Source organism: Sporacetigenium sp. TC11, from assembly GCF_058146105.1.
In genome coordinates, this window is the sequence record NZ_JBYVNY010000008.1 from 21,808 (window position 1) to 45,071 (window position 23,264).

Genomic DNA, 23,264 nt, shown 5'->3' on the forward strand with positions numbered 1-23,264 from the left:
TATTTCCCCCTTCTATACTGGCAACTCGACAGTAAATGTAGATCCTTTATATAATTTGCTTTTTACATGGATACTACCACCGCATAAATCTAAAATACGCTTTACAAGAGGTAGTCCCAAACCATTACCTTCATGAGAATGAGATTTATCACCTTGATAGAACTTTTCAAAAATTCGAGCCTGTGTTTCTTCACTCATACCTATTCCATTGTCACTAATTTCTACTTTTATATTTGAATCAACTACATTAAGTATTACACTAATATTGCTATTTTCATTTGAGAATTTAATTGCATTACCCAAAAGATTAATCCAAACCTGTTGTAGTAGGTCCTCATCTCCTTTATACCCAACTTTTTTGAGTTCAACATCAAATTCAATATTCTTTTTTGACCACTCATGTTCGAGTAACAAAATACTTCTTCTTATTTGTTCATCTAATGAAAATAAATCCTTTTTCTCTATGAGTTCTTGATTTTCAAGTTTTGAAAGTTTTAAAATATTTGAAGAAAGATTAGATAATCTATTTGTTTCTTCAACAATAATATTTGTATATTCCTGCTGTTCATCGTGGGATAAGTTGCCATTTTGTAAAAGCTTTGCAAATCCTTGAATAGATGCAATTGGCGTTTTGAATTCATGGGATACACTACTTATAAAATCCTTACGAAGATATTCTATACTTTTTAGCTCCCTTGTCATTTTGTTGAAATTCTTGGTAAGTTGGCCAATTTCGTCATCACTTTCATTTTCAATTTGTATATCGAAATTACCTTTTGCTACTTCTTTAGTAGCCTTTGTTAGTTCTAATATTGGCCTAACTGCTATTCTCCCTAATAAGGTAATTAAACAAGCTCCAATAATAACATATGATGTAAGGGTAAACCCTACACGGGAGGCAACTAGTTTAAATATATTGTTGTTTGAATGAAGACTAATTTTAATATAAAAATCATCTAACATTATCATGGTAGTTCCATTGGATTTTGGAGATGATAAGGGAACTATCTCATTGTTTTGGATTTCTTTTAGTTCCTCATTATTTACATCTAAAGAATCAACATTTTCAACTTTATTTACACTATACATAGAATTCGATGTTACGCTTACAATTTCATCTATAGTTAAATCTGTTTTCTGTCCTAATTTAAATATAGATACTGCTATTGCCTCTTGATCTAATTTTATTTCATTGCCTATACTATTTGTGAAAAAAGTAGATACAAAAAAAGATAAAATAGATGAAGTGCACATAAGAGAAATAAAAAATAAGGCTAATTTTACTTTAATATTTTTCATATTTTTTTCTCTGCCTTATATCCAAGTCCACGAACTGTAATAATTTCAAATTCATCAAAATTTGCAAACTTTTCTCTAAGTCTTTTAATATGAACATCCACTGTTCTTTCATCGGCTTCTGAATCCATACCCCATATTTCATCCATTAACTGTTGTCTTGTAAATATTTTCTTTGGATAACTAAGAAGCTTAAATAATAAATAAAATTCTTTCTTAGGTAGCAATATTGAGTTGTTTTTTTTACTTACAGCTAAAGCATTATAGTCAAGTACAACATCTCCAATTGTAATGCTAGACTCATTTATAATACGAGAACGACGTAATAGTGCAGCTACCCTTAAAATCATCTCATCCATATCAATTGGCTTTACCATATAATCATCAGTTCCAACAAGAAACCCCTTCTTTTTGTCCTCAAGGGTTTCCTTTGCTGTTACCATTAAAATAGGCAGATTGTAATTTGATTGTCTAAGTACATTAGTTAACTCATATCCGTCTAAGTTTGGCATCATAATATCACTAATAATTAGGTCAACATGTGATTTATCTAATATATCTAGAGCTTCTAATCCATCTTTAGCACTTAAAACATTATAACCATTTTGCTTTAAAACTGCCATCATTAACTTCTGAAGGTTTTTATCATCTTCAACTACTAAAATATTAACCATGTATATCACCTCTGCCTACTATTATAATTTAAATAGGATTAGTATTACCAATTAATGTTATTAAAAGCCTTATAAATATATTTTAAGATACAAGTGTGAACTATTTATGAATAAAAAATTCGCTATGCTCATGTCGCCAACGACCTTGAAAAGCAGGTTCGTTGCTCAAGTTTAACAGTTGAATATAATAACTTATCCATAGACCGGATAAATTATTATATCCTTATAAATACAATAAGACGGTAAGCATTAGCCCCGTCTTTAAAAACTTTTATAATAACTGCATTTAATTTTTCGACATCCATGTGGATGGCGCTCACTATCATTACAACAAATATCTAAATTATGTGGTAAATCTATATCTAGATGCTCCTTAGCAAGTTCACAGCTTAAGGTTAAAGTTTTTCTCATAAAGTTTTTACAACAACATGGTCCAGCTTCATTAGCAATTACCTCAATAACTTTAGAAACAACATGCATTGTAGTTGAAGTTTCTTTATCCTTAGGACAAGCTGCACCTAATATAATACTAACACAAGACCCTATAGCAGGAGCTATTCCACAAATACCTGTCAAACCACAATAAGCTGCTATTGCTTGTTTTTTTGTACGATTAAAAGCTTCTTCAACTTGTTTATCGCTAATATCGATCTTCCCGTGATTTTTTATGGCACCTAAAAATGCTCCAGCAGTAATTAAAGCATGTTCACATCCAAGCATTGGTATGTTAGAAATCTCAAGTATTTCTTCAGCTATAATCAATGGATTTGTGCTCTTTGAAGAGAGACTTTTATTTAAAATAATATCAAAGGCATCTTTTCCATGACAGTTATCACAAATATAATGGCCATTGGCACAATTTACGTATCCATTTTCTTTTATACCACATCTAATACAAGTAAATTCTTTTCCTATTTCTAAATATTCAAGACTCCCACCACAAATCAAACAATTTTCTTTATTTTCATTAAGGTATTGACCAATACCTTCTTCCTTATCTTCTCAACAGCTTGATAAAACTATATTAAGTTCTTCAGTTCCCATGTTATCTCCCCCCTTACTTAATTTGGTTTAAAGTGTATCTTACCTAATAAGATACCAGTTTTTGGGCATAAAAAAAAGACCCTAAGGCCTTTTTTTGAATTAGAACATATATATTATAATATAGTTATGTTTTCAGCTTGTGGTCCTTTAGCTCCGTTAACTATATTAAAGCTTACTCTTTGTCCTTCTTCTAATGATTTGAAACCATCAGTTTGTATAGCTGAGAAGTGAGCAAATACATCATTTCCGCCTTCTACTGTTATAAATCCAAATCCTTTTTCGTTGTTAAACCATTTTACTATTCCGTTAGTCATTTATACATTCTCCTAAACCTGTTATCAAGTTAAACTTGATTTTATTTTTTATTACTTATTTAATATAACATATTATATCAAAAATAGCTACCTTTTTTAAAATATTTTTCATAAAATAATTTTAGGTATAAAAAAAAGACCCTAAGGCCTTTTTTGAATTAGAACATATATATTATAATACAGTTATGTTTTCCGCTTGTGGTCCTTTAGGCCCGTTAACTATATTAAAGCTTACTTTTTGTCCTTCTTCTAATGATTTGAAACCATCAGTTTGTATAGCTGAGAAGTGAGCAAATACATCTTTTCCACCTTCAACTGTTATAAATCCAAATCCTTTTTCATTGTTAAACCATTTTACTGTTCCGTTAGTCATTTATATATTCTCCTAAACCATTATCAAGTCTTGCTTGATTTTATTTTTTAATACTCACTTAGTATAGCATGAGTTTTATAAAATAGCTACCTTTTTTTAAATTTTTCCAATATGTTGTATTAATAATATATCTTATAATATAGTTATTAATATAGTACGTATAAAATTGGAGGTGCTCTTTCTGAAAAACAAATTGAAAAAGACTATATTTTTAATATTAGTCACTATTCTTTGCTTTTCTATCATTGGATGTACTAAATCTGATGATAGCACTAATATTATTAGCATTAGAGGTATTGTTACTCAAATTACAATTGATAATGAAGAAGGAAGTATTTTAGTAGAAGGTAAAGTTGAAGACGATACAGAGTATGACAAAGCAAGTATTCATGTACCAAAGGATACAATAATCCAAAAGGATTCATTGAGTAAATCATTTAAACTATCAGATATTCAAATGGGAGACAAAGTTGAAGTTGTGTTCAAAGGTCCTGTAGCAGAAAGTTATCCAGTACAAGCTAGTGCTGATATTATAAGAATAATAACTTCAAAGCAATAATAAAAAATAAGCTATAATTTTTAAATTATAGCCTATTTTTATCTATAGGTTTTGATATGTATTTTTATTTCTACCACATTGTTTAGATTTATATAGATATTTATCAGTAATATCCAGAAATTCATCAATAGTTTGATTTCCATCTTTCATAGTATTAATTCCTGAACTAAAAGAAATATATATTGGTTTATTCGTTTCGTTATAATAAATTGGGTTTAATTGTATTTCCTTTTTAATTCTTTCTAGTATATCATATACTTGAGTATCTATTATATTGGGAAATAAGATAATAAACTCATCTCCTCCAAACCGAAACAACTCATCTTTTGATCTAATATTACGTTTTATTATTTGAGTAAACTTTTCTAATATACGATCTCCTACCATATGACCATATTCATCATTTATTTTTTTGAAAAAGTCAAGATCTATAAATGCTAGAGAGAAGATTTCTCCATTTCTTAATAATCGTTTTTGAACTTCTCCTATTTTTTTTCTAAAATACTTTTTTGTATATGCTCCTGTTAATTCATCCATTCTATAATGTGTGCTTCTTTCAAGAGCTCTACTTACCCTTGCAACAACTTCTTCTACCTTAAAGGGCTTCGTTATATAATCATCAGCACCAGAACTCAAAGCAGCAACTTTATCTTTTGTAAATGTCTTTGCAGTAAGAAATATTATTGGTATATCTAACTTTTCCTTTTGAATTTCATTAAAAACCTCAAAACCATCTATTTTAGGCATCATAATATCCAAAAGAGCAATATCTATATTTTCTTCTTGTATTATTTTAGCTACTTCATAGGATTTAGATGTACTTATAACATTATAGCCCTCATACCTAAAAACTTTATCTAGTTGATTTAATAAGATAACATCATCATCTACAATAAGTATATTACCACTATTCATTTTAGATTTATATTTAGTTTCTACTGATATATCGTGCTTTTCCTTTGCATAATATTCTTTGCTTAATTTTTCTATCTCTTCATTAACTTCTGCTAATCCTATCAATAAGGGATAAATATCTTCCTCTGATAACTCATCTTCATTTTCTATACTATCTATGTAATCCTCATATATTCTTCCTAAATTAGATATGTTTTCAAAATTAAAAGTTGAACCCGTCCCCTTTAATGAATGAAAAAACAATTTTAGCTCATCTTGTTCTTTTTTGTTTTTATACAAGCAATATTTCATAAGACTAGTCATAACCTGATTAATCTTTTGTTGTTGATCACAAATAAATAAATGTCTACCCTTTTCCATAATAGATTCTAGCGTTTCTGATGTTTCCATATCAGGTTCCTCCTACTTTACCTCAAAGCCATTTTCACACAATTTTTTAAAAATAGTATCTGTATTTCCTTTTTCTGTCTGAATAACAACCTCAACTTCTTCTCTACTCTTTATTTGACTAGAGAATTCAATTAAATCAACAACTGTTTTATTCAATTGATCTAATGAGTACGGCTTAACAAGATATTCATCATAAATATCATTATCATCTTCTTTCAATGGTTTTTCTAAAGCTGAGGATATTATTATAGGTACTTTTTTGATTATTCCCTTTTCTTTAAGCTTTTCTAAAACTTGCCATCCATCTAAATTTCCATCCAATCTGATATCTAAAATAAGTACTAAAGGAGGTTTTTTTTCTATCAGATTTAATGCTTTTTCTCCACTTTCTACAATTTTACACTTAAGCCCCATATTTGATATATTTTCGCTAATAAGTTGTCCTAATGAGATATCATCTTCAACAATTAAGATATAATCTCTACCTTCATCATTTTTTTCTTCATTTATGTATTCTAATTTTGGAATAGTAAAATAAACCTTAGTCCCTATACCTAATCGAGATTTTATCCATATCTTACCTCCATGCGCTTCTACAATTTCTTTGCAAATGGCAAGTCCTAATCCAGTTCCACCTATTTTTCTATGATCTGAATTATCTACACGATAAAACTTACTAAATAATTTAGGAATAGATTCTTTAGGTATGCCTAATCCTTTATCTTCTACTGCTATTTCTAGTTCTTTTTCTTTCTCAATAATTTCTATGCTTATTTCTTCTTTATCAGTGGAATACTTCTTTGCATTAGAAATAAGATTACTTACTAGCTGCTTTATTCTATCATAATCACCGTACACAGACAGGTTGTCTCCATGCACTTCTATTTTAAAACTATCTGCTTTATCCATTGAATAAATTTCCACAACTTCATTTATTAAATTATCTATTTTAAATCTTTCTTTTTCAAATATTTGTTTGCCCGTCTCCATTCTTTGTATATCTAAAAAATCGTTAATAAGATCAGTTAATCTTCTAGCTTCTTTATGCATAACTTGCAGATACTTTCTCGTTTTTTCTTGATCTAATTCTCTCTTTAATAAAAGTTCTACAAACCCTAATATACTAGCAAGAGGAGTTCTAATTTCATGACTAACTGTGTTAATAAGATCGGACTTCATTCTATCTACTTCTTTACGCTGTGTAATATCTTGTCCTGAAATTACAGTTCCTACAATCTTATTATCTTCATCTTTTAGGTGTCCATTATGCCATTCTATCACTTTTTCTGTTCCACTTTTAGTCAGTATTCTATATTCAGCAAATTCAAGTATATCTACTTCACCAGATATAAATTCATAGAATCCATTTCTAACTTCCTCTTGTATATCCTTTGGAATAAAATTATTAAACCAATTTCTACCTATAACTTCCGATTCATTGCATTCTAAAATTTCACAGGCTTTTTTATTAATATGAATAACCTGCTCGTTTTCATTTATTACAACCATTATAGTCTCAGCTACATCAAGATACTTTTGTGCTCTATCTCTTTCTTTTTTTAATTCTTTCTCTACTTTTTTATAATTCGTTATATCTGTTGATACAACAAGCACTTGAGATGTCTCCTCTTTCTCTGATATTATTGGTACCTTTACAGTTTTTAGCCATATAATATTTCCCTTTAAATCCGTAACCATTTCTTCAGGTATTATTTTTGTATCATTTCTATCTATAATGTCTTTGTCTTCAATAAGAAATTTATAGGCTTCTTCTTTGTTAGGATTAATTTCTATCTCTGTTTTTCCAACAAGTTCTTGAGGCCTCATGCTGTAGAAAAAAGCTGCTTGTTGATTTGCTAAAATAATTTTACCATTATAGTCTCTCACAAAAATATGACTTGGGTTTATATCAATTACTTTATATAAAAATTCTTGTTGGTATGTAACTATTCTTTTAATATCTTCTAACTCTTCTTCAGCTTTTTTTCTTTTTATTTTTTCTTCTTCTAATTCTATAGTTTTTTGTTTTAATTCTTTAAGTATATCTTCATAATATTTATCCATAAGTTCATCCTCATAATTTTTTATACTAATATTTCTTCTACTAATTCCAGTAATTCTATAGGGCTAAATGGCTTTGTCAAAAAATAATCAGCTCCATTTTCAAATCCCTCTTCTCTATCTCGTTGTTGTCCCTTTGCTGTGAGCATAATTATTTTAGCCTTGTTTTTATTTTTTCTTAAAATTTTTCCTACTTCATAGCCTGTAAGTTTTGGCATCATAACATCTAATAAAAGCAAATCAAACTCAATTTTATTAGCCATTATAATAGCCTCTTCCCCATCTTCAGCTTCATATATTTCATAATCATTTATTTGTAAAGTTTCAGATATTAGAAACCTAATTGATGACTCATCATCTACTATAAGAATTTTCTTCACTTATGCTCCTCCATTATTGTAAAAATCGCAAATATTTTGTCGTTATTTAGTTGTTTTTATAACTATTATAATTATAACTTCTAAATTAAATAACATCAATTATAAATAATTTTCTAAGCATTTACCCAAAATTATCCTATTTCCTATATCAATTATCTAATTTTCACTAAAAACAATATTGATAATGATAATTCATATCACATTGTGTTACTATATACTATGAGGTGATATATATGGAAAATATAAACAAGTTTCAAAGCATTATAATCTTAGTTATGGTTTTCATCGGAATAATATTAGGACAATTCCCTTTTGTGCAAAACTATTCAGAATACATAATAATGCCATCATTAATAATAATGTTGTTTTTGGTATTTATTCAAATTCCATTAAAAGACATAACTAAATCATTTAAAAATATTAAGTTTACATTAACAGCTGTTTGCATCAATTTTGTATGGACACCAATAATAATATTTGTACTTGGAAAAATTTTTTTAGGAAATAGCCCAGAGTTATTAATTGGCTTTATAATGCTTATGGTAACCCCTTGTACAGATTGGTATCTTATTTTTACAGGAATAGCTAAAGGAAATGTTGCTCTAGGAGCATCAATTCTTCCACTAAATTTTGTACTCCAGTTAGTATTACTTCCAGTATATGTTTTTATCATTGGAGGTTCGAGTATACAAATAGATATAGGAAATCTTACTCAAGGAGTACTTATAAGTTTACTTATCCCTTTACTAGGAGCCATGATTTTTAGAAAGATTATTATAGCTATAAAAGGTATGGATAACTTTGAAGAAAATATAGTTCCTAAAGCTTGTGATTATCAAGGATATTTTTTAAATATAGCAATAGTTTCTATGTTTGCATCACAGGGAAAACTACTTATTAAAAATCCTCAAGTACTGCTACAACTTTTAGTTCCTGTATTATTATTCTTTATAATAAACTTTATTACTGCACAGTTTGTAGGAAGGAAATTAAAATTAACTCGTGAAGATAGTATAGCTTTAAACTTAACTACCCTAGCTAGAAATTCACCAATAGCACTTGCAATAGCTGTTGCTACATTTCCTGATAAGCCATTAATATCACTTGCTCTTATAATTGGACCGTTAATAGAGCTTCCAGTATTATTTTTAGTATCAAAAATATTGCTATCTAAATAATTTATAAACTTCATAGTATGAGTATTTCCAAAGGGTTGCATTAGATTTTCTGATGTAACCCTTTTTTAAAATAATAATAAACTGTAAATAATATTAAAATATTAATATTAAATTATTCACAATAGTGTATGTCATACAGTATAATAAACTAAGAGGTGATTAAATGAGTAATATAGATGAACTAATGGGCTCTCTTATTGTTGAACTTAGAAGAGGTACACTGGTACTTTCTGTTCTTAGCCAACTCCATAGGCCAGAATATGGCTATTCCCTTGTTCAAAAATTAGAAAAGAAAAATGCACCAATTGATGCTGGAACTTTATATCCCCTACTTCGTCGACTAGAAAAACAACAACTTTTAACAAGTAGCTGGGATACAAGCGAAAGTCGACCACGTAAATTTTACGTATTAAGTGATGAAGGAAAACAAGTATATGAACGTTTAAAAAGTGAGTGGAAATATATTTCAATTCAGATGTTCGAATTATTGAGGGAGGATAAAAATAATGAAATTGATTGATCGTTATGTATATGCTGTCACTGATCGTTTACCCGAAAATTCTCGTGAAGATGTAAGCAAAGAATTACGTGCAAATATATATGATATGTTACCTGAAAATCCATCTGAAAATGATGTTCGTAAAGTTCTTGAAGTACTTGGCAACCCCATAAAGCTTGCTGATGAATATAATACAACTAAAAGATATTTAATCGGTCCTAGCCTGTATGATAACTATATCTCAGTTCTTAAATTAGTATTAGGTATTGTTATATCTGTGTTTGTATCTATAGATTTAATTAGTGAATTATTCACTTTATCAGGTGATGTTGGTTTTTTTGATGTATCGATTGATATTTTTGTAAGCGTGCTTGTTGCTGCAATTGAAGGAATTACTCAGACATTCTTATGGGTAACCTTAACATTTATTATATTAGAGAGAACTGGAGTTAACGGGAAAGATATCCCATTTGCAAGTAAAGAATGGTCTCCTGATGATTTACCAGAAATACCATCATCGAGTAAAGGAAAAATATCTCGTGGTGAAACAGTATTTTCAATGTTTTGTACCGTATTATTCACATCAATATTATATTTTGCACCGCAACTTATTGGAATATATACAAAAGTAGGAGAAAAAGCTGCCCTAATTTCACTACTTGATGCCCAACGTCTGCAATCCTATATATATGTAATTATTATATTTGCTATAGTCCAGATTGGTCTTTTTGTCTACAAATTTGTATCTAGATATTGGACTCGTCCTTTGGCTATTGCTAATGCTGTTTATAATATAGCATCGTGTATACTTATATATGTACTTGTAAATGACACATCTTTGTTTAATAAGGAATTTATATCTAACTTTTCTAATTTAACAGGAACTTCTATGTCTCTACTTGCATCAATATGGTCAAGAAGCCTTTTAATATTTGCAGTAGTTTTTATTGGTATTAGTATTTGGGATAGTATAAACGGATTTAGACTATCTAATAAAAAAGATTAGTATTGTAGAAAACAAATAACAATTGTATTATAATACAATTCAGATAAATATTAATTTGAGGTGAAATGCCATGGATAAATACACAAAAGAAGAATTAGCAGCAACGCTACGAGTTGTATCTTCCACTATCAGTAATTGTGAAAAAGCACAGCTAAAATTTGCAGAAGGTACATCTCATCACACACTCCTTAGGAACAGGATAAAAGCAATGTATATTTCAAAATCATTAATAACAGATGAAAATGTTATAGATAAATATACAAAAGAAGAATTGATAGAAGCACTACGCCCAGTATCTTCAGTTATTAGTAAATGTGAAAAAGCACAGCTAAAATTTACTGAGGGTACATCTCATCACACTCGCTTTAAGAACATAATAAATGCTATGTATATTTCAAAGTCATTAATAACAGATGAAATTAGCAAAAGAGACATATCAGCATTAGTTTAAATAGAACCTAATTTTAAAAATGGATGGTGATTTTGTGTACCCACATGATACCTTCATGTTTGATATATTATGTAACCTTTGAATTTGAAAAAGCCTATATCTTATTTAACGTAATAATCTAAGATATAGGCTTTATTTTTACTAAGGTATAAACTCAGTAAAGTCATTTACAATTTTTTTATTCATAGTTTGCTCCCCTACCTCGTGAAATACGACCCCGTCTTTTTAATACTCGGCTATGATTTAATATACTATGAAATAAAAATTGCAAAACAATCTTATATTATTTGGTCCACCTCATTAGATACTCCATAAAATCAGAGTCTTCATTTGACTGTTTTCTTACTATAGTAAAACCACAGGCTTTATAAAAATTTACTGCATGTATGTTGTCTAAATAAACACATAGTTCTAAACTTGAGTACAACTTTTTACAGTAATTAAGCAATTTTTTTCCAATACCTTTACCTTGATATTCTTCTGAAACAAATAATGCTCCTATAAATGAATTATTAATAATACTTATAAACGCCTTCAATTCGTTATCTTCCTCATATACAAAAGTCTGAGAAATAGGTATATATTCGTTTTTAACTATATCATAATTTTTAATCCAATAGGTTTCTGGTATGAAATTATGGGCAGTAATATTAGACTTTAACCAAATATCCATAATATTGCTTATATGCGAATTATCTAATTGCTTAATCATATTATACCCCTTTCTTACTTACACAATATGTAAAGACTGTATATTAAGATATATTTAAACTTTTATTATTAAACTAAATTACCTTTAGTTAAAATAACTGCTTTTCCGCCAACCATAATTCTTGGGTTATCTTTGTTTATAATCTTTGTAGTTATATTCGAAGGCCTACCCATACTGTGTCCCTGAAGAAAAGTATAATCACAATCAAAATCATTTATGACATTGTTCTTAAATAGATAATATGTTAATGCTCCATTTGAAGTTCCTGTAGCTGCTTCCTCATCAATTCCTACTAATGGCCCAAAATTTCTACATAACGCAACTCCATCTTCAGTATCAAGAGTAAATGCATGGACACCGCCTACATTATTTATCTCTGAATAATTTGCTAGTTCTTTAAAATCAGGATCAAGAGCATACAAAGCATCCTTTGATTTTAGTGGAAGCATTATATCCCAAAGTCCTGTACTTGCAGCTTGAGGAACTAAATTGTATTTACTATCACCTATGTACTCCTTATCAATTTTAAATATTTGAGATAAAGTTTGATAATCCTCAAATTCCTTTCCAAGATTTGGCGTTGCTTGTTCCATCATAATAAATGAATCACTTACATAAACAGGCAATGTTCCAGCAAGAGTTTTCATAAAGTATTTATTATTATCATCAATATATTTACTGTCTAACAATGCTTTAAATGAAGCTACTGTAGCATGACCGCAAAGGTCTACCTCTGAATTTGGCGTAAAAAATCTTATTTCGAAATTTGAATCATCAATTTTTTTAATAAAAGCCGTTTCTGAAAACCTAACTTCAGCAGCAAATTTTTGCATAAAATCTTCACTTAAATCTTCATGTATAACTACCCCTGCCGGATTACCCCCAAATTTTGTTTCAGTAAAGGCATCAATTACATAATATATCATTCTAAATCACCCCCTTATCTAACTATTATAACATACGGTAATAACTGTATTATATATTGACAAAGACAAAAAAAGAATGTATTTTTATTATAGTAACTACTACAGTAGTTACTAATCCGAATATATATTTTTATTAAAAATAGGAGAAAAACTTAATGGATGAATTGATTAAAGAAATGCAAAAAATTGGTTTTACAATTTATGAAGCAAAAATATATATAGCTTTACTTAAACAAAATCCGTCTACTGGTTATGAATTGAGTAAAATTTCAGGAGTACCACAGGCTAAAGTTTATGAGAATATTTCTCGTCTTATTAATTCAGGGGCAGTTCTTACTGTTGGTAGTGAACCAACAAAATATGTTCCTATACCCCCAGAAGAATTACTAAAAAGTGTACATACTAATTTTGAAAAATCTATAAATACAATACAAGATACTCTATCTAAATTAAATACAACACAAAATGCTGAATATGTATGGAATATCAAAGGATACAACCAAACTATGGAAAAGGCAAAAGAAATAATTTCTAATTCAAAGAATAGCTTAATGCTTTCTTTATGGGAAGATGAAATTTTACATCTTTATGAAGAATTTATACAAGCTATTAATCGTGGAGTTATTGTAGATATCCTCCTTTATGGAAGTAATAAATTAGAAGGAATTGATAATGTTTATTATCATGGAAGTGATGAAAATCTCAAGGAATTAGCAGGTGGCAGGTGGTTAACTTTAATATCCGATAAAAAGGAAGTTATTACAGGCCAAGCTATACTTGAAAATGATGGAATTTCTATATGGACTTCAAACCCAAGTATTGTGTTTATAAGCTCAAGATATATTGAGCATGAAATATACATTTCAAAAAAATTAAATGGAGGTAATTAAAATGAAAAAAGTTGAAATTAAACAAGTAGATGCATTTACAAGTATACCTTTTGGAGGGAATCCTGCTGGAGTTGTTTTAGATGCAGCATCATTAAGTGATGATGAAAAACTAAAAATAGCAAGAGAAATGAACCTTTCTGAAACTGCCTTTGTTTCTCCATCAGAAGTTGCAGACTTCAAAGTGCAATTTTTCACTCCTAAATTTGAAGTAGACTTATGTGGTCATGCTACTATAGGTACGTTTTCAGCGCTTTTCGAAGAGGGAAAATTAGATTTAAGTAAAAATAAATTTTTTCAAGAAACAAAAGCTGGTGTTTTACCTGTAGAGTTAGTAGATATTAATGGCGAAAAAGTATTTATGATGACTCAAACAACACCTAAGTTTGAAGTTTTTGATATGCCTAAAAGTGAAGTTGCAAAACTTGTAGGTCTTAGTGAGGAAAATTTATTAGATTTACCTGCTATGAAAACAAGTACAGGCCTATGGTGGTTAGTATTTGGAGTAAAAAGCTTAGATAAACTTATGAACGCAAAACCAGATTTAAGTGCTATTCATAGAATAAGTGAAGATTATAATTTAATAGGAATTACTCCATTTTGTATAGAGACATTGGATGAAAAATATAGTTACCATTTAAGAGCTATAGCTCCATTAGTTGGAGTGGCAGAAGATCCTGTTTGTGGTACTGGAAACGGAAGTGTTGCATCTTATATCATTCATAATAAATTAATAGAATGTAATGATAGTATAGATTTAATAGGAGAAGAAGGAATGGAAGTAGATAGACCTGGTTGTGTATATGTAAGTATTTCAAAAGAAAACGATGAAATAAGTGAAGTAAAAATAGGTGGAACTGCTATTACTGTTTTAAATTGTGAGCTAGTATATTAAATTGTCTATATTTTATATATTACTGAAACTGAGGATATAATTAAAGGAGGTGAAATATTTCACCTCCTTTACCTACACCCCTACTCTTTTGCTTCTTCTTTCCATAAGTACTGTATCTTGCCATATTCCGTTACTATCACGGCCTATTTTTTCTCTTATGCCCACAATTCTAAAACCACATTTTTTATGTAATGCTATACTGGATTCGTTAATAGCAAATATTCCTGATTGTAATGTCCATATCCCTTCTTTTTCTGTTTCTTCAATGACTTTATTAAGAAGCCTATATCCCAAATTATTTTTTCTGAAGGATTCACTAATATAAACACTTACTTCAGCAACGCCTCTATATACACATCTGCTACTTGTAGGACTTAATGCTATCCATCCTAAAACTTTATCTTGGTTATCAACCGCAACAAGTCTTCCAATTTTAAGGTGTCCCTTATCCCATTCCTCATATTCAGGTACTTCTGTCTGAAATGTAGCTTGTTTTGTGTTTATCCCTTGCATATAAATATCAACAACATTGTTCCAATCTTCTTTTTTCATTGTACGTATATTAAATTCCATTTCCATATCCCTCTTTCAATATAGTAGATAATAAAAACAAAAAGCTTGCCATATTGGTTACCCTTTTATTTTATCTCATTAATACCTTATTTTATTTCTAGCCCATATATTTTCATATTTCTCGTTGCTACAACCATATAGTCATTGAAAATAGCAGGAGAACTTTCTATATTTCCATTAAGTGTAATTATATTTAGTGTTTCTGATGTTTTTGGATCTATTAAATGTATTTGCCCTATGGAATCACATTGTATTAAATATGCCTTCCCATCTTTATTATAAAAAGTTCCTTATATATTTACTATAAATATTCTATTTTTATATACAATTCCCTTTAATTTTACACTAATTTGTCTTACTACAAAAAAGAGGCTGCAACTTAGTTGCAACCTCTTAATATTACTTTTTAGAAACCGGTATCCATATTTCACTTCTATAAGTTGGCGAACTCGTATCTTTATGCTCATTCCATAATATTTCCGGTCCTTGTGCTATTTCATAGTTTGATGATGGAAACCATTCAGAATAAATTTTTCCCCATACATTTTGAAGAGTCTCTGGAAACGGTCCTACTGCTTCAAATACAGCCCATGTTGAAGGAGAAACTTCAAGTTTTGCAAAATTATCTGGACACTCCTTATTTGTTGCAACACCTATATAATGATCAAGCTCTCCTTTTTCTTCCATTCTACCTTCAGAAAAGTTAGCTGATGCACTAATTATACCCATAGGCTCTACGTTAGAAAGGCTCTTAAGTTGAGTTATCATCTCCATATTTAAACTTTGCCACATAGATGCAATCTCTTGATTAACACCGTTAAAAACAATAGGAACTCTTTTTGTTATACCAACTATACTAAATGCCTCTTTTTCTTCAATTCTATAATTCATTTCACTTCCTCCTTTAATTGTTAATTGAAAGGTCATTGGTGGATAAGCTTTTAGTAATTGACCATTGTTTCTAGCTTCTGATGGTGTTATACCATGTAAGCTTTGAAAAGCCCTTGTAAAAGAATCTGGCGAGTTATATCCATATTTAATAGCAACATCTATTACTTTTATGTCACTATTATTTAGCTCAAATGCTGCCACAGTAAGGCGTCTTCTTCGGATATACTCAGATAGTGTAACTCCTGAAAGTAGAGAAAACATTCTTTTAAAATGATATTCTGAACATAAAGCTATCTTTGATACTTCTTTATAGTCGATATCATGAGTCAAGTTTTTTTCAATATATTTTAATGCTTTATTCATTTGTTTAAGCGAATCCATTTATATAACCTCCCTCTAATCAATATAATATCAAAAGTATTATTCCTATATCCGATATTTGGTGCACGATAATGTAGGATTAATTAGTATGAATTAATCCTCAACTACCTTAATCTTAATAATTCTTGTAAGTTACTAAATCTATACTTGTATCACTACCATCAACTGAGCTGCTAACTCCTTATATAAATTATTCAGGATTATGGTTTCGTAATAATTTATTTTACCTCACTTATTTTTAAGTAAACAACTATATCTTTTTCATTTGCTCCTGTATCAAAACTATACTCGCTTGGCTTTCTAGCATCTTCGCCTACATTTATGCCGTATGTTGTGTTACCTTTTCCAGTACTAAATGATGCAATTGATATCTCTTTATCTAATTTAATTTTATGAACTTCATTATTAGAATTTTCTAACATCGACCATGAATATCCTGCTTCCTTATCTTCTCCTAAACTAAGATTACTTGATGTTACAGAACTACTATTTTCTTCATTTATATAATTTATATCAAAGGTCAAATTATTTTGATTTTTATTCACTCCTACATATAATTTATCTTTATTGTCCTTGATTTCAATTAAATCAGTTTGTACATCCCTAGATGTTTTAAGTTTACCTTCGTTGTATTCTTCCATTAAAATAACTACTGTATATTTTCCTTTTTCTAAATTTTTCACCTTAAATATACCTGTATAGTTTCCTTGTAATCTATCTTTCATTTCATCTAATTTGTCGAATTTTTCTCTAGTTATACTAATGCTTTTTTCACTATCCTTACTAGTTGTGTCAATGCTCTTTTCAACTTCTTTATTTGCACATCCAGTAATACCTAGAAGTAAAATCATAGATAACGTTATAAATATTTTTTTCAATACTTTTCCCCCTTAATTAATAATAATATATAGTATTCGTGTCAAATAAAATAATCCCTCGTATTTGAGAGATTATTTTAATCTATAATATTTATTTACCAAAATACTCATCTATTTGAGCTTTAGTAAGATTTTGTTCAACTTCTTTTATATCCTTTATTACATTATTCTTAGAATGAACTAATATAACTTTATCAGAATTCTCTCTTGTATATAAATTAATTTGATCTACTGTACCTTTTTTAAATACTTCTACTTTAGGATCTTCTAAGCCGTATTTTTTATTAAATTCATCTATATTTTTGCCTGCAAATTCGTCTTTATATTTTTTAGCGTCAAAATTATTATCACTTATAGCTTTATTATCAAAATAATAGTTTACTCTATAGTCTGTATCTCTATAGTCATTATTAGGTACTTGTGCAAATTCACCGACATTTGCTTCTGTTATTGTGTTTTTATCTGTATAAACATATAATGCACTTTTTTTCTCTTCAATTCTTGGATAAACATATTCTGTTATAACAGACTTATCGCCTACTACATTTCCTGTTTCATCACTATTTATATTTACTATATTAATATCATCTGAATTTACGAAATATGTAGCTCTTTGAGGTTTATCTAATTCTTCAAATAAATCATTTATATCTCTACCTATTAATCCTTCAGTATTTTTTTCATCAACATAGTACTCTACATCTCTAGTTAAGTCAGGTGACACTTCTTCCTCAGTAGCTGCATTGTCATTTTGATCAGTATCTGCGTTGTTATTGTTATTAGCGCATCCTACTAAACTTAATGTAATTATTCCCAATAAGGCTAATTTTTTTATCACTTTTTGGACCTCCTATTAATTAATATTTCAAATATATTATTAGATTAAACATGTGAATTTATTCCCTATTTTAATATATCTGTCCTTAAGTTCCAATTAATAGAAGATTTTAGAATATTATATCCCTTTTTCAAACCTTGTTAAATAAGTGCCTTTACATATTTCTATATCATCTATCTTCTTATATCCATTTTTTAAATATAGATTAATAGCTGGCAGATTCTTATTTCCAGTGCATACAGTTACTTTGTTTATATTAATATTAAGTCCTTCAATATAATTAATTAGTTGATGTGCTATACCCCTTCTAAAAAAATGAGGATATACTGCAACTCTATGTATATCCAAAACATTTTCAACTATTTTATATGAAATTATTCCAGCTAAAACATTATTTATATAATATCCATAAAAAATTTCATCACAGGTTTTTAGACTATCTATTGTATCCTTTAAAGGTGGAATTTCATAAAAATCTATAATCTCAGCTTCAACTTTATATGAAGCTATTTGCAGTCTTAATACTTCTTTTATAATTTCTATATCCTTTAAATTAATTTTTTTAATCATATTTATTTTACCTCTTATTTAAATTTATTCAGTAAAACCTTTCTTCTGCATTTCTTCTGCATTAAGAAACATAGCCATTCCTGTCTTCATTTTTTTAAAGTTCAGCTTCTCATAAAAAGCTTCTTTGCCATGAGCAGCATATAATATGAAATTACATTGAGGAATACATTTTACAATGCTACTAACAATTGTACTGCCTATGTTTTTCCCTTGATATTCAGGTAATATTGCTATATCGTATATAGCTGCCTGGTAAGCCCCATCTGAAATTGCGCGACCAAATCCTATTAGCTTATTCTCATCAAAGACAAATACAACAGTATGGCTATTTTCAAATGCTTTCTTGTGTACTTCTCCTTCAAAGTATGCCATTCCTACATTTTTTAATATCTTAGATACAATATCCCAATCTATATCTGTACAATTATATTGAATTCTCGGATTCATCCATTAACCTCCAATAGTATTTATAATTAATATTATACAATTGTTCATATATATGATTCAATATCTATTGCTGTTAAAATTTACATATAAGTTAGTTAACAATTGTATAATATTATGTAACTAATGTAAGTAAGATATTGAAGAAATGGAGGATTTCATATGATAGAAACAAAACGTATATACATAGTTGATGCAACAGAAGCAGATATTGAAACTATTATTGAAATGGAAAATAATGAAGAAAACAGAGATTTCGTCTGGAGCGGTACATATGACGAACATAAAGCTGAAATTGAAGATAAAAACTACTTAATTTTTGTGTTTAGAAAAAAAGATGATAATTTAACTGTTGGATTTGCCTTAATTAAATTAGATTTTAAATCTGATATTTTTGAACTTAGGAGAATTGTTATTTCTGAAAAAGCAATGGGTTATGGTAAAGAAGTTATGAATGCATTATTAAAATACGCATTTGAAGAAAGAAATATACACCGCTTTTGGTTGGATGTATATCCTGATAATGCAATAGGAATAAAGCTTTATGAAGGACTTGGAATGCATAAAGATGGAATATTAAGACAAAACTATAAATCTGAACGAGGCTATTTAGACCAAATAATATATTCTATGTTAAAATGTGAGTACTTTCAATAACATCCTTATTATTAAAAAAGAGATATATTAGATGTATAATATATCTCTTTTTTAATATGTTTTTTATATTATTTAAATAGTGAAATCCCGAATTTTTTTGAAATGTCTTCAAGTCCACTTTTAATTTCATCTCTAGAAAAATCAGCTTCTTCTAATTGTTCATCACTTAATTCATTTAATCTATTGTAAAAATCAACTGCTATTTTTAAGTAGTTTAAATTATTGTTTTTTATATTATTAAACAATAAGTCTTCAGCTTCATTTATTTTTAGTAAGCTTATTAACTCAAATAACTCTTTATATAATAAATCTGTTTCTGCACTGGTTTCATCATTTGTAATTTCGTAAGTTATAGTATCTTTTCTGAAAACAATTTTTGCAATAATTTTGGCCATATCTTGAACTTGTCTCATCATCCAATCTTGTTGAAACATTATAAAAACAATCTCCTCTCCTTATTCCTCAGTCTTTTTTGTTTTTAACGTTGAATAGGTTGCTGTAGTTAAAATAACAATTCCACCTATAATTTCTCGTATAGATGGAATTTCTCTTATTAAAATAGCAGTAGCGATTATCCCATAAACCGGCTCAAGACTTGCAATAATACTTGCAGTTTGAGCTTTTACATTTTTTAATCCATTGATAAATAAAGTATGTGATACACCTGTAAAAATAACACCTAATACAATAAGTAGTAAGACGTTTTTAACTTCAAACTCAGGCTTTAACATAAAAACAAAAGGTAACAATACAATTGTAGCAACAGAGCACTGATAAAATGATATTACTAAGCTCTTATATTTACTTACATAACTTTTGTTTAAAACTGAAAGTATAGCAAATGTGAATCCAGATAATATACCCCACAATGCCCCCTGAGTCATACTGTTTTCAAACTGAAAATTTGGTATTACAAGAGCAATACCTAAAAACGTAATAAAAGCTATAATAATATCTTTGGAATAAATCTTATCTTTTGAAAAAATAGGCTCTATGAAAGCAACAAAAACGGGGAATGTAGAAAATGTTAATAGCCCTATTGCCACAGTGGATAGTTGTATAGATAGGAAAAATGTAACCCAATGAAAAGCCAAAATGGCTCCTAGTACAATAAAATAAAAATAATCTTTTCTATCTTCTAATTTAATACTTTGCTTTTGAAAAAATAACACAATAAGCAAAAATACGGAAGCAAATATAACCCTTCCAAATACAATAGCTAAAGGTGGAAGTGAAATAAGTTTTCCAAATAACCCTGCAAGTCCAAAAAATAAAACTGCTATGTGAACTTCTATAAGGCTTCTATTTTGTGAATCTATAATATTAAATATATTTTTAAAAAACATTAATATATACCCCCATAATTTAAAGAAAAACCTGCTAATTATATTTCAATTGTATCACTCTGTAATTCTTTTAACAATAAATATGTAAAATATAAAGTCGGATTAAAATTGAAGTACTTAATTTTAATTTATGTAAAAACTAAATAAGAGACTACCTTAAGGTTAGTCTCAGAATCACTGATTAATTGCTTTTATATCTTTGTTTTCTTGTTTTTTATTTTCTTTAGTTTTTTTATTTTCTTCTTCTGTTATTTTTATTAATTGTGATACAGTTACAAACTTATATCCTCTTTTTTTAAGCTCTGGTATTACAATTCTTAAAGCTTGCACAGTTTGAGATGTAGGTGCTTTTTCTCTATTATTGTAATCGTGAAGTAATATTATATCTCCATTTTGTATATTATTTAGTAATTTATTTGATATACTATATACTCCTGGATTAGACCAATCTCTAACATCTACAGTATTACACCACAAAACAAACTTTAAATTTAAATCACTTACTATATTAATTAAGTTTTGATTGATCCCTTTATATGGAGGTCTAAATAAAGTTGGCTTTGTTCCTGTAATATCATATACAGCTTCTTGTCCCTTTAATATTTCATCTTCTACTTTTGATTTATTATGTTTTTCTGCGTTAATATGATTATAAGTGTGATTTCCTATTTCATGCCCTTCTTCTTTTATTCTCATAACTATATCTGGATAATCCTCTACTTTATTACCAACTACAAAAAACGTAGCTTTTGCATCGTTATCTTTTAATATGTCCAAAATTTGAGGTGTAAATTTTTCATGTGGCCCATCGTCAAATGTCATAGCTATAATCTTTTGATTTTTTGTTCCATTTTTTATTATAAATCCTTCAGGTACAACAATATCTGAAGTACCTTTTAAATATATATTTGTTGAATTTTTTATATTAAAGTTGTATATAGTAGAAACTAATATAACAAGGATACTTGATAATAATAGTACCTTTTTTACCATGCTTATCACCTCTGTGACATACTCCATTTACAGTTATATAATAGAGTTTTAATTAGTAGTTTTCACAAGTTATTCTGGATCTAATGACTCAGTTGTATCGTCTGTTTGGCCACCAGTTGTATTTTGACCTTGTCCAGGATTTGCTTGTTCATTTTGGTCAATTGACTTATTAGTACATCCAGCCAAACTTAATACAATCAATCCTATTGCCACAGCTTTTTTTATCATTTTTCGGCGCCTCCTAATATTAACTTTATATATATTATTTTATTAATACTGTAAATTTATTTACCATAATTTGAATTATATTGAAAGTTAAACCTAATAATTTAATAATTTTTAGGAAATACATTATATATCAGTATTTTATATGGAGGTACATTAATGAAAATAGGTTTAATAACTGATATACATGGGAATTTTCCTGCTTTGAAGGCTGTACTTGATGATATAGATAAAAACAAAGATATAAATGAAATTTACTGTACAGGTGATATGATTGGAATTGGTCCAAATTCCAATGAAGTTTTAGATACTCTTTTTTCTAGAAATAATATATATATGACCTTAGGAAATCATGATGAATATGTTTTAGCTTTGTCAAATAATGAAAAATACCCCCATAAGGATAAAAAATCATTAGAACACCATAAGTGGATAGCAAATAGATTGGATAAATCTTTGGCATCAAAGTTAGAAAAGCTTCCACGTTTTATAAGAAATAGCTTTTGTAATAAATCTGCATTATTTTTACATTACCATTTAAAATCAAATATGATAAATGAACACATTAGCAAAGATCCTTATCATAAAGTTGTACAGCCGTCCCTTGAAAACCTTAATAATCTTTTTGATGACTGTAGAGAAGATATTATATGTTTTGGACATCATCATCCTCTTCAATTTTTTAAAACTGAAGACAAAATTTATTTAAACCCAGGATCTTTAGGTTGTTATCATAAGCCCATAGCCCGCTATGCGGTTATATCCTTTGATAATACCAGTGTAGATGTTGCATTTAGAGAAGTAGAATATGATAATACTGAATTTCTTGAACACTTTAAAACCCTAGACATTCCAAATAAAGATTTTATCATGGATGGTTTTTATTTATAAATCAAAAATCCAGCAGT

Annotated in this window: 29 protein-coding genes; 9 read left to right on the forward strand and 20 right to left on the reverse strand. The window is 28.5% G+C overall.

Features of this window, described 5'->3' with window-relative positions; all coding sequences use genetic code 11:
- Positions 1 to 12: 12 nt before the first annotated feature.
- The 5 genes from ACUSRV_RS11825 to ACUSRV_RS11845 all read right to left on the reverse strand — a co-directional run bounded on the left by ACUSRV_RS11825 (position 13) and on the right by ACUSRV_RS11845 (position 3,701).
- Positions 13 to 1,299 carry a sensor histidine kinase gene (locus ACUSRV_RS11825; RefSeq protein ID WP_490142169.1) on the reverse strand — a complete coding sequence of 429 codons (1,287 nt, stop codon included), beginning with the start codon at positions 1,297 to 1,299 and terminating at the stop codon, positions 13 to 15.
- Positions 1,296 to 1,970 carry a response regulator transcription factor gene (locus tag ACUSRV_RS11830; protein WP_490142170.1) on the reverse strand — a complete coding sequence of 225 codons (675 nt, stop codon included), beginning with the start codon at positions 1,968 to 1,970 and terminating at the stop codon, positions 1,296 to 1,298. Before ACUSRV_RS11830 ends, ACUSRV_RS11825 begins: the two co-directional genes overlap by 4 nt.
- 261 nt (positions 1,971 to 2,231) lie before the next feature.
- Complete coding sequence (locus ACUSRV_RS11835; RefSeq protein ID WP_490142171.1) at positions 2,232 to 2,918, reverse strand: DUF5714 domain-containing protein; 687 nt, start codon at positions 2,916 to 2,918, stop codon at positions 2,232 to 2,234.
- 209 nt (positions 2,919 to 3,127) lie between these two features.
- Entirely contained in the window at positions 3,128 to 3,328 is a 201-nt protein-coding gene (locus ACUSRV_RS11840; RefSeq protein ID WP_490142172.1) for a cold-shock protein, read from the reverse strand.
- 172 nt (positions 3,329 to 3,500) lie between these two features.
- Entirely contained in the window at positions 3,501 to 3,701 is a 201-nt protein-coding gene (locus ACUSRV_RS11845; RefSeq protein ID WP_490142173.1) for a cold-shock protein, read from the reverse strand.
- A 193-nt stretch (positions 3,702 to 3,894) separates the two neighbouring features.
- Between ACUSRV_RS11845 and ACUSRV_RS11850 the strand changes: the two genes are divergently transcribed.
- Positions 3,895 to 4,260 carry a DUF3221 domain-containing protein gene (locus ACUSRV_RS11850; RefSeq protein ID WP_490142174.1) on the forward strand — a complete coding sequence of 122 codons (366 nt, stop codon included), beginning with the start codon at positions 3,895 to 3,897 and terminating at the stop codon, positions 4,258 to 4,260.
- A 42-nt stretch (positions 4,261 to 4,302) separates the two neighbouring features.
- Here ACUSRV_RS11850 and ACUSRV_RS11855 read toward each other — a convergent pair whose 3' ends face one another.
- From ACUSRV_RS11855 to ACUSRV_RS11865, 3 genes are read right to left on the reverse strand one after another with little or no spacing between them, the layout of a single operon-like run.
- On the reverse strand, positions 4,303 to 5,565 hold the full coding sequence (locus ACUSRV_RS11855) for a GGDEF domain-containing response regulator (RefSeq protein WP_490142175.1): 1,263 nt from the start codon (positions 5,563 to 5,565) through the stop codon (positions 4,303 to 4,305).
- 12 nt (positions 5,566 to 5,577) lie between these two features.
- Positions 5,578 to 7,629, reverse strand: coding sequence for a hybrid sensor histidine kinase/response regulator (locus tag ACUSRV_RS11860; protein WP_490142176.1), 2,052 nt, complete (start codon positions 7,627 to 7,629; stop codon positions 5,578 to 5,580).
- A gap of 20 nt (positions 7,630 to 7,649) precedes the next feature.
- Positions 7,650 to 8,006 (reverse strand): response regulator transcription factor, encoded by a 357-nt coding sequence (locus tag ACUSRV_RS11865; RefSeq protein ID WP_490142177.1) that lies wholly within the window; start codon positions 8,004 to 8,006, stop codon positions 7,650 to 7,652.
- 233 nt (positions 8,007 to 8,239) lie between these two features.
- Here ACUSRV_RS11865 and ACUSRV_RS11870 point away from each other — a divergent pair, with 233 nt between their 5' ends.
- The 4 genes from ACUSRV_RS11870 (at position 8,240) to ACUSRV_RS11885 (ending at position 11,140) form a co-directional block, all read left to right on the forward strand.
- On the forward strand, positions 8,240 to 9,184 hold the full coding sequence (locus tag ACUSRV_RS11870; RefSeq protein WP_490142178.1) for an arsenic resistance protein: 945 nt from the start codon (positions 8,240 to 8,242) through the stop codon (positions 9,182 to 9,184).
- Between the two features lie 163 nt (positions 9,185 to 9,347).
- Positions 9,348 to 9,704, forward strand: coding sequence for a PadR family transcriptional regulator (locus ACUSRV_RS11875; protein ID WP_490142179.1), 357 nt, complete (start codon positions 9,348 to 9,350; stop codon positions 9,702 to 9,704).
- On the forward strand, positions 9,691 to 10,689 hold the full coding sequence (locus tag ACUSRV_RS11880; protein WP_490142180.1) for a hypothetical protein: 999 nt from the start codon (positions 9,691 to 9,693) through the stop codon (positions 10,687 to 10,689). The genes ACUSRV_RS11875 and ACUSRV_RS11880 overlap by 14 nt, the downstream gene beginning before the upstream one ends.
- A 70-nt stretch (positions 10,690 to 10,759) precedes the next feature.
- Positions 10,760 to 11,140, forward strand: a complete 381-nt coding sequence (locus ACUSRV_RS11885; RefSeq protein WP_490142181.1) for a hypothetical protein — start codon at positions 10,760 to 10,762, stop codon at positions 11,138 to 11,140.
- 283 nt (positions 11,141 to 11,423) lie between these two features.
- Here the strand turns inward: ACUSRV_RS11885 and ACUSRV_RS11890 are convergent, their stop codons facing one another.
- Both ACUSRV_RS11890 and ACUSRV_RS11895 read right to left on the reverse strand, forming a co-directional pair.
- The gene (locus ACUSRV_RS11890) at positions 11,424 to 11,852 is read right to left on the reverse strand and encodes an N-acetyltransferase (RefSeq protein WP_490142182.1); all 429 of its coding nucleotides are present in this window, start codon (positions 11,850 to 11,852) and stop codon (positions 11,424 to 11,426) included.
- Positions 11,853 to 11,920: 68 nt separating this feature from the next.
- Positions 11,921 to 12,778, reverse strand: coding sequence for a PhzF family phenazine biosynthesis protein (locus ACUSRV_RS11895; protein ID WP_490142183.1), 858 nt, complete (start codon positions 12,776 to 12,778; stop codon positions 11,921 to 11,923).
- Positions 12,779 to 12,933: 155 nt separating this feature from the next.
- Here ACUSRV_RS11895 and ACUSRV_RS11900 point away from each other — a divergent pair, with 155 nt between their 5' ends.
- Positions 12,934 to 13,668: a TrmB family transcriptional regulator gene (locus ACUSRV_RS11900; RefSeq protein ID WP_490142184.1), complete on the forward strand. Its 735-nt coding sequence runs from the start codon at positions 12,934 to 12,936 to the stop codon at positions 13,666 to 13,668.
- Between the two features lies 1 nt (position 13,669).
- Entirely contained in the window at positions 13,670 to 14,560 is an 891-nt protein-coding gene (locus ACUSRV_RS11905) for a PhzF family phenazine biosynthesis protein (RefSeq protein WP_490142185.1), read from the forward strand.
- Between the two features lie 72 nt (positions 14,561 to 14,632).
- Here ACUSRV_RS11905 and ACUSRV_RS11910 read toward each other — a convergent pair whose 3' ends face one another.
- The 6 genes from ACUSRV_RS11910 to ACUSRV_RS11935 form a co-directional block, all read right to left on the reverse strand.
- Entirely contained in the window at positions 14,633 to 15,133 is a 501-nt protein-coding gene (locus ACUSRV_RS11910) for a GNAT family N-acetyltransferase (protein WP_490142186.1), read from the reverse strand.
- 399 nt (positions 15,134 to 15,532) lie between these two features.
- A complete protein-coding gene (locus tag ACUSRV_RS11915) occupies positions 15,533 to 16,405 on the reverse strand; it encodes an AraC family transcriptional regulator (protein WP_490142187.1) in 873 nt (290 codons plus the stop codon).
- A 218-nt stretch (positions 16,406 to 16,623) separates the two neighbouring features.
- A complete protein-coding gene (locus ACUSRV_RS11920) occupies positions 16,624 to 17,283 on the reverse strand; it encodes a hypothetical protein (RefSeq protein WP_490142188.1) in 660 nt (219 codons plus the stop codon).
- Positions 17,284 to 17,374: 91 nt separating this feature from the next.
- Complete coding sequence (locus ACUSRV_RS11925; RefSeq protein ID WP_490142189.1) at positions 17,375 to 18,121, reverse strand: hypothetical protein; 747 nt, start codon at positions 18,119 to 18,121, stop codon at positions 17,375 to 17,377.
- 117 nt (positions 18,122 to 18,238) lie between these two features.
- Positions 18,239 to 18,691 carry a GNAT family N-acetyltransferase gene (locus tag ACUSRV_RS11930; protein ID WP_490142190.1) on the reverse strand — a complete coding sequence of 151 codons (453 nt, stop codon included), beginning with the start codon at positions 18,689 to 18,691 and terminating at the stop codon, positions 18,239 to 18,241.
- A gap of 24 nt (positions 18,692 to 18,715) precedes the next feature.
- Entirely contained in the window at positions 18,716 to 19,138 is a 423-nt protein-coding gene (locus tag ACUSRV_RS11935; RefSeq protein WP_490142191.1) for a GNAT family N-acetyltransferase, read from the reverse strand.
- A 159-nt stretch (positions 19,139 to 19,297) separates the two neighbouring features.
- Between ACUSRV_RS11935 and ACUSRV_RS11940 the strand changes: the two genes are divergently transcribed.
- Positions 19,298 to 19,792, forward strand: coding sequence for a GNAT family N-acetyltransferase (locus tag ACUSRV_RS11940; RefSeq protein WP_490142192.1), 495 nt, complete (start codon positions 19,298 to 19,300; stop codon positions 19,790 to 19,792).
- 68 nt (positions 19,793 to 19,860) lie between these two features.
- Here ACUSRV_RS11940 and ACUSRV_RS11945 read toward each other — a convergent pair whose 3' ends face one another.
- From ACUSRV_RS11945 to ACUSRV_RS11960, 4 genes are all read right to left on the reverse strand, one after another.
- Positions 19,861 to 20,226 carry a DUF6483 family protein gene (locus tag ACUSRV_RS11945; RefSeq protein WP_490142193.1) on the reverse strand — a complete coding sequence of 122 codons (366 nt, stop codon included), beginning with the start codon at positions 20,224 to 20,226 and terminating at the stop codon, positions 19,861 to 19,863.
- A 21-nt stretch (positions 20,227 to 20,247) separates the two neighbouring features.
- A complete protein-coding gene (locus tag ACUSRV_RS11950) occupies positions 20,248 to 21,138 on the reverse strand; it encodes a DMT family transporter (RefSeq protein WP_490142194.1) in 891 nt (296 codons plus the stop codon).
- Between the two features lie 174 nt (positions 21,139 to 21,312).
- Positions 21,313 to 22,131, reverse strand: a complete 819-nt coding sequence (locus ACUSRV_RS11955; protein WP_490142195.1) for a polysaccharide deacetylase family protein — start codon at positions 22,129 to 22,131, stop codon at positions 21,313 to 21,315.
- A gap of 69 nt (positions 22,132 to 22,200) precedes the next feature.
- Positions 22,201 to 22,359: a hypothetical protein gene (locus ACUSRV_RS11960; protein WP_490142196.1), complete on the reverse strand. Its 159-nt coding sequence runs from the start codon at positions 22,357 to 22,359 to the stop codon at positions 22,201 to 22,203.
- 156 nt (positions 22,360 to 22,515) lie between these two features.
- On the opposite strand from ACUSRV_RS11960, the gene ACUSRV_RS11965 reads away from it, so the two are divergent.
- On the forward strand, positions 22,516 to 23,247 hold the full coding sequence (locus tag ACUSRV_RS11965; RefSeq protein ID WP_490142197.1) for a metallophosphoesterase family protein: 732 nt from the start codon (positions 22,516 to 22,518) through the stop codon (positions 23,245 to 23,247).
- Positions 23,248 to 23,264 lie beyond the last annotated feature (17 nt).

Excerpts from the sequence above, each read along its gene's own strand:
- ACUSRV_RS11825 (WP_490142169.1), bottom strand. The coding sequence starts at position 1,299 with ATGAAAAATATTAAAGTAAAATTAGCCTTATTTTTTATTTCTCTTATG.
- ACUSRV_RS11830 (WP_490142170.1), bottom strand. The coding sequence starts at position 1,970 with ATGGTTAATATTTTAGTAGTTGAAGATGATAAAAACCTTCAGAAGTTA.
- ACUSRV_RS11840 (WP_490142172.1), bottom strand. The coding sequence starts at position 3,328 with ATGACTAACGGAATAGTAAAATGGTTTAACAACGAAAAAGGATTTGGA.
- ACUSRV_RS11845 (WP_490142173.1), bottom strand. The coding sequence starts at position 3,701 with ATGACTAACGGAACAGTAAAATGGTTTAACAATGAAAAAGGATTTGGA.
- ACUSRV_RS11855 (WP_490142175.1), bottom strand. The coding sequence starts at position 5,565 with ATGGAAACATCAGAAACGCTAGAATCTATTATGGAAAAGGGTAGACAT.
- ACUSRV_RS11860 (WP_490142176.1), bottom strand. The coding sequence starts at position 7,629 with ATGGATAAATATTATGAAGATATACTTAAAGAATTAAAACAAAAAACT.
- ACUSRV_RS11870 (WP_490142178.1), top strand. The coding sequence starts at position 8,240 with ATGGAAAATATAAACAAGTTTCAAAGCATTATAATCTTAGTTATGGTT.
- ACUSRV_RS11875 (WP_490142179.1), top strand. The coding sequence starts at position 9,348 with ATGAGTAATATAGATGAACTAATGGGCTCTCTTATTGTTGAACTTAGA.
- ACUSRV_RS11880 (WP_490142180.1), top strand. The coding sequence starts at position 9,691 with ATGAAATTGATTGATCGTTATGTATATGCTGTCACTGATCGTTTACCC.
- ACUSRV_RS11885 (WP_490142181.1), top strand. The coding sequence starts at position 10,760 with ATGGATAAATACACAAAAGAAGAATTAGCAGCAACGCTACGAGTTGTA.
- ACUSRV_RS11890 (WP_490142182.1), bottom strand. The coding sequence starts at position 11,852 with ATGATTAAGCAATTAGATAATTCGCATATAAGCAATATTATGGATATT.
- ACUSRV_RS11895 (WP_490142183.1), bottom strand. The coding sequence starts at position 12,778 with ATGATATATTATGTAATTGATGCCTTTACTGAAACAAAATTTGGGGGT.
- ACUSRV_RS11900 (WP_490142184.1), top strand. The coding sequence starts at position 12,934 with ATGGATGAATTGATTAAAGAAATGCAAAAAATTGGTTTTACAATTTAT.
- ACUSRV_RS11905 (WP_490142185.1), top strand. The coding sequence starts at position 13,670 with ATGAAAAAAGTTGAAATTAAACAAGTAGATGCATTTACAAGTATACCT.
- ACUSRV_RS11910 (WP_490142186.1), bottom strand. The coding sequence starts at position 15,133 with ATGGAATTTAATATACGTACAATGAAAAAAGAAGATTGGAACAATGTT.
- ACUSRV_RS11915 (WP_490142187.1), bottom strand. The coding sequence starts at position 16,405 with ATGGATTCGCTTAAACAAATGAATAAAGCATTAAAATATATTGAAAAA.
- ACUSRV_RS11930 (WP_490142190.1), bottom strand. The coding sequence starts at position 18,691 with ATGATTAAAAAAATTAATTTAAAGGATATAGAAATTATAAAAGAAGTA.
- ACUSRV_RS11935 (WP_490142191.1), bottom strand. The coding sequence starts at position 19,138 with ATGAATCCGAGAATTCAATATAATTGTACAGATATAGATTGGGATATT.
- ACUSRV_RS11940 (WP_490142192.1), top strand. The coding sequence starts at position 19,298 with ATGATAGAAACAAAACGTATATACATAGTTGATGCAACAGAAGCAGAT.
- ACUSRV_RS11945 (WP_490142193.1), bottom strand. The coding sequence starts at position 20,226 with ATGTTTCAACAAGATTGGATGATGAGACAAGTTCAAGATATGGCCAAA.
- ACUSRV_RS11950 (WP_490142194.1), bottom strand. The coding sequence starts at position 21,138 with ATGTTTTTTAAAAATATATTTAATATTATAGATTCACAAAATAGAAGC.
- ACUSRV_RS11955 (WP_490142195.1), bottom strand. The coding sequence starts at position 22,131 with ATGGTAAAAAAGGTACTATTATTATCAAGTATCCTTGTTATATTAGTT.
- ACUSRV_RS11960 (WP_490142196.1), bottom strand. The coding sequence starts at position 22,359 with ATGATAAAAAAAGCTGTGGCAATAGGATTGATTGTATTAAGTTTGGCT.
- ACUSRV_RS11965 (WP_490142197.1), top strand. The coding sequence starts at position 22,516 with ATGAAAATAGGTTTAATAACTGATATACATGGGAATTTTCCTGCTTTG.